This window comes from Shewanella sp. 10N.286.52.B9 (assembly GCF_002873635.1).
Taxonomy (GTDB): Bacteria; Pseudomonadota; Gammaproteobacteria; order Enterobacterales; family Shewanellaceae; genus Shewanella.
In genome coordinates, this window is record NZ_MCTY01000043.1 from 1 (window position 1) to 6,923 (window position 6,923).

At 39.4% G+C, this 6,923-nt stretch carries 8 protein-coding genes; 5 read left to right on the forward strand and 3 right to left on the reverse strand.

Annotated elements, in window-relative coordinates; genetic code table 11:
* Positions 1 to 166: 166 nt before the first annotated feature.
* The 3 genes from BCU91_RS03605 to hemH all read left to right on the forward strand — a co-directional run bounded on the left by BCU91_RS03605 (position 167) and on the right by hemH (position 3,095).
* Positions 167 to 1,231: a hypothetical protein gene (locus BCU91_RS03605; RefSeq protein WP_241904029.1), complete on the forward strand. Its 1,065-nt coding sequence runs from the start codon at positions 167 to 169 to the stop codon at positions 1,229 to 1,231.
* A gap of 159 nt (positions 1,232 to 1,390) precedes the next feature.
* Complete coding sequence (locus tag BCU91_RS03610) at positions 1,391 to 1,936, forward strand: glutathione peroxidase (protein WP_102475766.1); 546 nt, start codon at positions 1,391 to 1,393, stop codon at positions 1,934 to 1,936.
* Between the two features lie 145 nt (positions 1,937 to 2,081).
* The gene (gene hemH / locus BCU91_RS03615) at positions 2,082 to 3,095 is read left to right on the forward strand and encodes a ferrochelatase (protein WP_102530918.1); all 1,014 of its coding nucleotides are present in this window, start codon (positions 2,082 to 2,084) and stop codon (positions 3,093 to 3,095) included.
* A 69-nt stretch (positions 3,096 to 3,164) separates the two neighbouring features.
* Here hemH and ruvX read toward each other — a convergent pair whose 3' ends face one another.
* The 3 genes from ruvX to yciH all read right to left on the reverse strand — a co-directional run bounded on the left by ruvX (position 3,165) and on the right by yciH (position 4,753).
* Positions 3,165 to 3,587, reverse strand: coding sequence for a Holliday junction resolvase RuvX (gene ruvX, locus BCU91_RS03620; protein ID WP_102440617.1), 423 nt, complete (start codon positions 3,585 to 3,587; stop codon positions 3,165 to 3,167).
* Positions 3,588 to 3,715: 128 nt separating this feature from the next.
* A complete protein-coding gene (locus BCU91_RS03625; protein WP_102440616.1) occupies positions 3,716 to 4,276 on the reverse strand; it encodes a YqgE/AlgH family protein in 561 nt (186 codons plus the stop codon).
* A 147-nt stretch (positions 4,277 to 4,423) separates the two neighbouring features.
* Complete coding sequence (gene yciH / locus BCU91_RS03630; protein WP_102440615.1) at positions 4,424 to 4,753, reverse strand: stress response translation initiation inhibitor YciH; 330 nt, start codon at positions 4,751 to 4,753, stop codon at positions 4,424 to 4,426.
* A gap of 402 nt (positions 4,754 to 5,155) precedes the next feature.
* Here yciH and BCU91_RS03635 point away from each other — a divergent pair, with 402 nt between their 5' ends.
* Together BCU91_RS03635 and rfaH are read left to right on the forward strand one after the other, a co-directional pair.
* Positions 5,156 to 5,716: a DUF4136 domain-containing protein gene (locus BCU91_RS03635; protein WP_102530919.1), complete on the forward strand. Its 561-nt coding sequence runs from the start codon at positions 5,156 to 5,158 to the stop codon at positions 5,714 to 5,716.
* A gap of 256 nt (positions 5,717 to 5,972) precedes the next feature.
* Complete coding sequence (gene rfaH, locus BCU91_RS03640; protein WP_102519267.1) at positions 5,973 to 6,464, forward strand: transcription/translation regulatory transformer protein RfaH; 492 nt, start codon at positions 5,973 to 5,975, stop codon at positions 6,462 to 6,464.
* The last annotated feature ends 459 nt before the right edge of the window (positions 6,465 to 6,923 follow it).

The window sequence follows — 6,923 nt, forward strand, 5'->3', positions numbered from 1 at the left end:
CAGGGCCAAGGCGTAAGCCTTGGCCTTTTTTAACGTTACAAATACTTACCATTTACAGTCTGCTAATTTGCTATAATAACAATCCAACCAACTACCCCCTAGGGATCCCATGTTTTGTTTCAAAAAAAACGTATTAGCAACATCGCTAATAGCGGCATTTACACTTATGTCATCTTCGGCTCAGGCTGTCAGTATTAATGATGAGCTCGATATTGGTGGGGCAGTAAGGGTAAATTATGGTTGGCAAGATTACGCTGATGGTAATGGCACGCTTGAGTTTGAACTGTTTAGAGCTGATGTAAATTACAAATCAGACAGTGGCTTATTTGCCTCAGCCCAATACCGCTGGTATGAGTATATGGATGTGGTACACCATGCTTATATGGGTTATCAATTTGATGAAAACCAAAAGGTGCAAGTGGGCGTCACGCAAGTGCCATTTGGCGTTATGCCAGTGGCTTCTCACTCATTTTGGTTTGGGGCGACTTATTATCTAGGCTTAGAAGATGATTATGATGCCGGTATTCATTATCAATACCAAGGCAATGGCTGGCGTTATGATGCCGCATACTTTGTTAATGATGAGTATGGTGATGGCAGTCGCTTCGATCGTTACTCATTTGATGTTGGCACAACAAAAGAGTCTCCTTATCAAGAAGCCGGCCAATTAAACTTACGCATTGAAAAAACCATAGGTGATGAGTTTAAGAGTAAACTTGGCGCGTCATTTCAATATAGTAATTTAGAATATGTACCAGATGGCTTTGAAAATGCAGCTGAAGGCGAAGATACCACAAGTATTACTGCAGCTGTACATTGGCAGTTAGATTGGCAGCAATGGCAATTACAAACTCAGTATATTCATTATGACTATGATTTAGACAACAGCAACCGCATCACCTTAGCTGCTTTTGCCGCGCCGTTTGAAATTGCCGCTAAAGCCGATGTGGTAACGTTGAACTTATCGCGTCAAATTGATGTGGATTGGGGCCCGATTAGCCAATTAAACTGTTACAACGATTACAGTCAGGTGGTCGCTTCTGGTGAAGGCTTAGATGACTCTATTCAAAATGTCACCGGTTGTATGATTGCTGCCGGTAAGTTTTATTCATATGTCGACTGGATTGCTGGCAAGAATATGTGGTTTGCTGGTGGCGATGGGATTGGCATTGATAATGGTGATACCGCTTGGCATTCACGGCTCAATATTAATGTTGGCTTTTATTTCTAAGCCCAGTGTATCAGTTTGATCTGATACGCTTATTAAAACGTATATGTACTTGTGGCCTGTGTAGTCAAAACTTTTTGTCAAAGTGGCGTTAAAGCAAAAGCCGCAAGTATGATTTACCTTAAATAGATTATTTTAGATATATGTTGGAAAGGAATCAAAATGAACAAACTCTTATTATCAGCAGGCTTAATCGGTTTAAGCTTTAGCGCTTTTTCAACGAATTCAATGGCTAATAGCTGTCCTGAATACCTTAATGTAGAAGCCAGAAAATTACATTCTGAAGATACGGTCGATTTATGTGAGTTAACCGCAGGTAAACCAGTATTAATTGTTAATACCGCCAGTAACTGCGGTTTTACACCGCAATTTAAAGCACTTGAAGCGCTGCATCAGCAATATAAAGATGATTTAGTGGTCATTGGTTTTCCATCGGATGATTTCTTTCAAGAAGAAGATGATGAAGCCAAAACCGCAGATGTGTGTTTTTTAAATTACGGCGTGACATTCACTATGGTGTCGACCTCTGCAGTCAGAGGCAGCGATGTTAACTCGGTATTTTCTTATTTAGGTGAAAAATCAGCAGCGCCTAAATGGAATTTTTATAAATACCTTGTTAGCGCAGACGGTGAAAGTGTGCAGCAATTCAACTCTCGAGTAAAACCAGATAGCGAAGAGTTGAAAAAAGCGATAGAGTCAGTGCTATAAATAATAATATTGCTAATAAAGCATAAGCTTGCAGATAAATTTGCGTGGCTATTATTAGCATGACAAATAGCCGTTATTGGATGATGCCTTAAGTAATAAATATTTAATCGGGCATCATCAATAATCACTTTTCTCGGAGTCAATCTTGTTCAAATTTTCTGGATTAAGTAAAGAAGTCGGCCACAAAACCCGTGGCAAAACCGGTGTGCTGTTAATGAATTTAGGCACCCCTGATGAACCTACCGCCTCAGCCGTTCGTCGCTACCTCGCAGAATTTTTATCTGATCCTCGGGTAGTCGAAATCCCTAAATTAGTGTGGATGTGTATCTTACACGGGATTATTTTAAGAGTGCGCCCAGCAAAATCTGCAGCACTTTACAAAGAAGTGTGGACCAAAGAGGGTTCGCCTTTAATGGATATTAGCTTACGTCAACAGGCCAAGCTTGATGCCTTGTTTAAGCAGCACGATGTCGATGCATCAGTGCATTTATCCATGCGTTACGGTAACCCATCAACCCCAAGTGTGTTACAGCAAATGCACAAAGACGGAATTGATAAGATTATTGTTTTACCGCTTTATCCTCAATATGCCGCACCTACCACGGCGTCAGCCTTTGATGCTATTGCCAAAGAGCTATGTAAATGGCGCTATATTCCAGCGCTGCATTTTATTAATACCTACCATGACGATCCTAACTTTATTGATGCATTAGCTAAATCAATTCAAGCGGATTTTGACGCAAATGGAAAACCGGAAAAGCTAGTGTTGTCTTATCACGGTATGCCAGAACGTAATCTGCATTTAGGCGATCCTTACTATTGTTTTTGCGTTAAAAGTACTCGCTTAGTGGTCGAAAAACTAGGTTTGACGGAAGACGAATATGTGATGACCTTCCAATCACGTTTTGGTAAAGCCAAGTGGTTACAGCCTTATACCGATGCCACCATGGAAGCGTTACCAGGCCAAGGCATTACCGATATCGCAGTTGTTTGCCCTGCATTTAGCGCAGACTGCTTAGAAACATTAGAAGAAATAAAAGGTGAGAACCGCGAAGTATTTGAACATGCCGGTGGTAAAAAATTCCGCTACATTGAATGTTTAAATGATAATGATGACCATATCAATATGATGGCCAATCTGGTGAAGCCTTATCTTTAATTAATGCAATGGTGAACAATAAAAAAGGAGTCAGTTGACTCCTTTTTTGTGTCTAGAATTTAAAGCTAGTTATGAATACTGGTTTTCGAAATAGCTTTCGATAATCAGGACTGCAGATACTGCATCCACTTGGCCTTTGGTAAGCTTTTTATAACCCCCTAATTCAAATAGCCTTGCTTTAGCATCTGTGGTGGTGAGGCGCTCATCTTGAGTGACCACTTTTACCCCAAAGCGGCCACTAATGCGATTGGCAAATTTTCGCGCCCGCTGAGTCATCTCTTGTTCGGTACCGTCCATATTAAGCGGTAAACCAACAACGACTAAATCAGGTTGCCACTCTTTTAGTACCGCTTCAATTTCATCCCAATTAGGGATGCCATCATTGGCTTTTATGGCCGAAATTGGTGCCGCACTTGACGTGATTTCCTGGCCAACCGCAACACCGATACTTTTGGTGCCAAAATCAAAGCCTAATACTGTTTTAGATTGCATGTTGTTCTCTGGATAATCGTAATAATGAGTATCGACAGTTGCAAAGCCAATTGATTAACTGACAGCAATTGAAGATGAATACTTGGCGTTTATAAACATAAATTGGTGTATTAGCGAGTTTTAAAAGCTTAAGAGTGACCAACTTGTGATGATATTTGCCAAATATCAAAGCCTAATTGTTTGGTGGCTTGAGTCCAAAGCTGATTATAGTCTTGGTTAAAAACGAGTTCGGGTGTGGCTTCAATAGTTAACCAGGTGTTTTCAGCTAACTCTTCTTCTAACTGGTTTTTGCTCCAACCAGCATAGCCTAGAGCGACAATAAATTGTTTTGGCGACTCTTCAGTGCCTAGGGCATTAAGCACATCTCGTGATGTGGTTAGCATGCAAAATTCACTTACGGGCTCACTATTGACCCAATCAGTTTGTGGCGTATGCAATACAAAGCCTCTGTCGGTATCAACTGGGCCGCCTAAAACTACCGATTCTTCAAGGGGTAGGCTTAATTGCACTTTTTTAGCTAAGCCAATTTGCTCTAGCAGCTCATCAATAACGATATTGGTTGGCCGATTGATCATTACGCCCATGGCGCCTTTATCGTTATGCTCGCAAATATAAATGACAGCACGCTCAAAAAAAGACTCATCTAAAGAGGGCATAGCAATTAACAGATGACCTTGTAAACTGTCCATTATTTATCCTTTTGAAAAACTAGGTGTCAATTTAACATACATACTTAAATGCCCTTAAACCCGAGGTTGTGATTTAAGCTTGATTGGCGATTGCTAATACTTAGACTTAGGCAAATACTAATATTAAATGTAAGTATTAGCGTAGGCTTAACCACCAGCAAGTTTGACCGTATAGTTCATTTTCTCTAGCAAGGTTTTGATTTTTTCACGGTCATCAGTTTGCACTTCAATATTGAACTCTTTTACCGTACCCCCACAACCACATTGTTTTTTAAGTTTTTGCGCTAAGGCTTTTAACGCTTTAGCATCAAGCCCAAGCCCTTTAATGATACTAACGCCTTTTCCTTTACGGCCTTTACTGTCTTTATGGATGCGGACAATGCCGTCACCTACTGGAATTTGCTCTGTTGGCTTTTCTTGAGCAATTTTACCGCCATCGGTGCTATAAACTAAAGAAACATTAGGATCAATACGCATAGGTTCACTTGTACTTTAAAATAAATAATCAATACACACAGTTTAACAAACTAACTGAGTTGGCTAAAGCAGCAAACGACCCCTCTAGCGGATAATCTAGCTGTTATCTTATTGGCGAGCACTAAGTGAATTCACTAAGCTCACTCATTAAGTCCATTCACTAAGCGCATTAACTAAGCTCATTAACTAAGCTCATTAACTAAGCCCATTCACTAGGTAAGAGTCATTTTCGCGGTGGTTAAGGCTAAAGCTTGCTGTTAAACATTTAGAAAACTGGCTAAAGCGACTATTGTTAATATTATCAGTTGATGATTATAGTTTAGCTAGGTAAGCTATTTATTAGCCTCATTAAAATGTATTTAATACAGAAACAGCCAGTTTGGGTTGTTATTCGGAGTTATTATGAAAAAGTTATTTGTTGCTGCAGCGGTTTTAGCATTGAGTGCATGTAGTACCTTAAAAACCAATACCGATTTTGATCCAGCCGTTTCATTTGACCAATATAAAACCTACTCTTGGGTCGAAAAGAAAAACCAAGATGCAAGTTATCATCTGGATGGTTTAATGGACCAACGTGTTCGCGATGCTGTTAACAACGAACTTGGGCAAAAAGGCTTAACAAAAGCAGACATTACTGAAGCTGACTTACTGGTTAACTACTTAACTAAAGTCGATAAAAAAATTAATGTCGACACCTTCAATACCAGTTTTGGTTACTACCCATATTATGGTCGTCGTGGCTGGGGCGGAGCAGGGATGAACACCCAAACCACAGTACGTGAATACGAAGTCGGCACCTTAATTGTTGATTTAATCGATAACAAAACCGGCAATTTAGTATGGCGCGGCAGTGTTGCAGATACTATCCGCAATAAAAACACCCCAGAAGAGCGAGTACAAATCATCAACTCGGCGATTTCACAAGTGATGTCGAACTATCCGCCACAGCCTGAAACAAAATAGGTTTTATTATTAGTTGTATTAGTTAAGTTACTCTTTATGATTAAACCGTATCTAATCTTGATACGGTTTTTTATTATTGTTCATTGAAAGCCCTCTTACGACGCCACATAAGTAATACAATTGAACACTTTCGTATCAATTTGCAGCATTTGAAATATTAAATATCAAAAAGCTTTCACTTAGTTTACTGGCTTTGATAAAATACTGCGCTTGGTGATAATGGACGTCACCTCGAATGATATTAAGTGAGTAGAAAATGAAGTCATGGTATTTGTTATATTGTAAGCCGCGCGGTGAAGTTAGAGCGCAACAAAACTTAGCATTACAACAAGTCGAAAGTTACTTACCTATCATTCAAGAAGAGAAAACCTCAAACGGAAAGACCAAACTCGTCGATGTCCCGCTATTCCCATGTTATTTGTTTATCTATTTTGATCCCTTAGAAGTCAGTGTCAGCCGCATACATTCAACTCGCGGTGCCAGTCGTATCATTGGCTGTAGCGAAACCATGACTCCCATTGATGATCGAATTATACAAGCAATAAAAAACAGAGTTTCAGTTCACAAGCCTGATGTTGAAAGTGATTTAATCGCAGGAGACAAAGTCCAATTTACTGACGGGCCATTTGTAGACTTAGAAGCCATCTTTGAAGAAAAGAATGCCCAAAAACGCTGTTTTGTATTGTTTAATATCATGGGACAACAAAAAAGAATGTGTGTAGATAGTAGTAGCATTAAGAAAATTTAATGAACGCTAAGCGTTAATTTTTTAAGTAATAGTGTTGATGTTTTGTTTTAATAGCCGATTTTTGTGTGCAGGAGATTCAGTTTTTAAAATTGACTCATTCAGTGATTGAAATAATGGGATAGAATGACGTGTTTTTACTAAAGGTTGCTATTTAACCACAGCTGCATTTAGTAAAAATAAGTTCGTATAAGTTCGTATAAGTAAGAAGTCAGTATATAGGTTAGCACTGACTTTTAGGTTCAATCAAAATTAGAATTTCATTTATTGAAGGGCACGTTAGAAGCCGTAATCTATGGGCGGTAGCGTGCCCGAAGGGTGAAGTACAGGATGTACTGAATCAGGGCAATGCCCGCCACGCGGATCGGTAGCGTGCCCGAATTAGAATTAAGCATGATTGCAATCAGTCTAATTAGCAAAAAATGCAAACATCAAAACAAATAACACATATAAGATTATTTT